Raw genomic sequence first — 2,457 nt, 5'->3', positions numbered from 1 at the left:
GGCCACTTCGATTAACCTCGCCTTCTTTGCGACAACTGGAGACAATCTGATATGCGCGTAAAGACTGGTAGCAGCCAAAGCAATCTCTTCGACATTTTGAAACACGCGGACAGCGCTTCGCAGCGTAAGAGCAGCCTGGATCGGCTTGATGTGATCGATTGGGAGACGTTTCGTGCGTTGCTTGAGGAGCGCCTTTCCTACGGCGACCAAAGCAAGGGTGGGCGCATTCCGTGGTGTCCGGTTTTGATGCTCAAGGTGCTGGTATTGCAGCGCTTCTTTGACCTATCGGACCAAGAGACAGAGTTTCAGATTCTTGATCGCTTCAGCTTTCTGCGCTTTGTGGGGCTACGCCCCGGCGATGGTTCTCCCGATCACGCGACGATCTGGTCCTTTAAGGAACGCCTTGGAGCCGAGGGGATGGTTGCTGTGTTCGAGTTGTTCAACGAGCAACTGCGCACTCAGGGCTTGATCGCCAGTTGCGGCAAGATCATCGACGCCAGTTTTATCGAGGCTCCCAAGCAGCGCAACCGCCGCCATGAGAACGAACAGATCAAGCGCGGCGAGGTGCCCGAACGCATCGCCAAGAGGCCGCGCCGGGCCTGCCAGAAGGATCTCGATGCGCGTTGGACGCAGAAGAACCATGTATCCTATTTTGGATACAAGAACCACGTCAAAGTCGATGCGGCCAGCAAGTTTATCGAGACCTTCACCGTCACAAACGCCGCCGTCCACGACTCCCAACCGGTCGGGAAACTGCTGCGTGAGAGCGACCGCGAGGCCGTGCTGTGGGCCGACAGCGCTTACGTCGGGCCGTTCATCGCCGCGCTGCTCAAAGGCTTCGCCATGCTCGCCAACATCTGCGAAAAGGGCACTGCCGCCCGTCCGCTCAGCCGTGAACAAAAGCGTGCCAACAGGCAAAAGAGCCGCATCCGCTCCCGCGTCGAACACGCCTTCGGCCGCATCGCCCAGTTCGGCGGCGACCGCTTCCGACGTATCGGCCAGAGACGATGTCGCTTCGAAACCGCCCTTACCAACCTCACCTACAACCTCGACCGCTATGCCATGTTCCATGCCAGGGGCTGAGCCTACACAATCGGGAGAAAATCGCCGCCAAACGCCTCAATCTGAGGCCAAAACAACCACCGCAACTCCCTGCAACTGCCCATCAAGCCCCCTTCCAGGCATCTGAAATCTCATAGCTGAACGGCTCAAGCAAAATGACTCCCTTAATCGAAGTGGCCTTAATTCATTTACCACATCTGAGCCCCTATAAACATAAGTATACTTATCCCTATCCTGAACTTCGCACCCACCCAAGCTAGGCCCATCAAACTCTCCATACCAGTACACTCCTCCCATATTCACTTTCCTATACACAATACCAGACTCCGCATATGGGCTGACAAAACCAGTATAACCAAGAATCGTAGATATACCCTCACTCGAAACAAAACAACGACTCGGAATATATATCTTTTCGATATCCGGACCATTAATTCCACACTGACCAGAGACATGTATCGCCGACAAAACAATCAACCATGAATACAGACACAGGATTTTATAATAAACGCTCATGGAACAACAATAAATCAGATTAATCAAAAGGGCTCACAGACTCACACTGAAGTACTCCAGACCGACTACAGGGTGGTCTTTTATACCAGCCGACAAGCCCGAGGCGAACTCATCCAAAGCAGTCATACCGTCTCCGTCGTCATCATCACCAGGGCCTGTGACACCATTTGCCATTGCCCAAGCATCCCCAAGGCCGTCCCCATTCACGTCCTCTTGTATGACAACGATCCACACAGGAGACAGCACACTTCCTCCCCCAAGTGACGAGGCCTTTGCCTGCAAGGCATTGGTACCGATGCCGGACGGACTCCACCCCGACTCATACGGAGGGGAGGAGTCTTCTGATCCCAACAAAACTCCATTAGTATAAAACTCCACACCGCTGACCGTGTCTCCCGGAAAACTTGCCACAGCTTTCAAACCAATCGCTTGCCCAACAACAGCGTACCTGATCGTAGGCTCGACAAGATAAACAAAGGCTCGCTCATACTCTCCGGGCACCTCAGGAGGAGTAACTTCTACCCCCCACTCTTCCAGGGAAAAGGAGAAGACATATTTGAGTTGTCCGAGGTTGGCGGGGGCGTAGTTGGCGGAGAGAGGGGTGGCCGGGTCCCAAGGGTACTCTCCGGAAGAAAGAGATGTTCCGTCCGAAAGCACGATGATAAAACCATCGGCAGCGTGCATGACGTCATAAAAGGGTTTTGCGAGCGCCTTGAGTTGGCCCAGGTTCAAGGGGGCGTAGTTGATACCGGGGTTTGTCGAGAAGTTGGCCACCATCGAGGCGACCTCGCTCCCGGCACTCCCCGTTTCCTGCGATTCCATCTCCAGATAGGCTGCCTTGGCCAGATGCTTGGCTTGCCCGAGGTTGGCGGGGGCGTA

2 protein-coding genes are annotated in these 2,457 nt (G+C 54.6%); one reads left to right on the top strand and one right to left on the bottom strand.

Going from position 1 to position 2,457, the window contains the following annotated elements; translation table 11 throughout:
• The first annotated feature begins 51 nt into the window (after window positions 1-51).
• Window positions 52-1,083, top strand: coding sequence for an IS5 family transposase (locus tag H5P28_RS15485; protein WP_185675592.1), 1,032 nt, complete (start codon window positions 52-54; stop codon window positions 1,081-1,083).
• Window positions 1,084-1,611: 528 nt separating this feature from the next.
• Here H5P28_RS15485 and H5P28_RS15480 read toward each other — a convergent pair.
• On the bottom strand, window positions 1,612-2,457 hold an 846-nt coding region (locus H5P28_RS15480), incomplete at its 5' end, for an Ig-like domain-containing protein (RefSeq protein WP_185676619.1).

It is taken from the genome of Ruficoccus amylovorans, assembly GCF_014230085.1.
Classification (GTDB): domain Bacteria; phylum Verrucomicrobiota; class Verrucomicrobiia; order Opitutales; family Cerasicoccaceae; genus Ruficoccus; species Ruficoccus amylovorans.
Note: the sequence above shows the minus strand (reverse complement) of the source record. Positions and strands in the feature narration are given on the sequence as shown.

What these genes read in the sequence shown, in the direction of transcription:
- H5P28_RS15485 (WP_185675592.1), top strand. Translation starts at nt 52, where the DNA reads ATGCGCGTAAAGACTGGTAGCAGCCAAAGCAATCTCTTCGACATTTTG.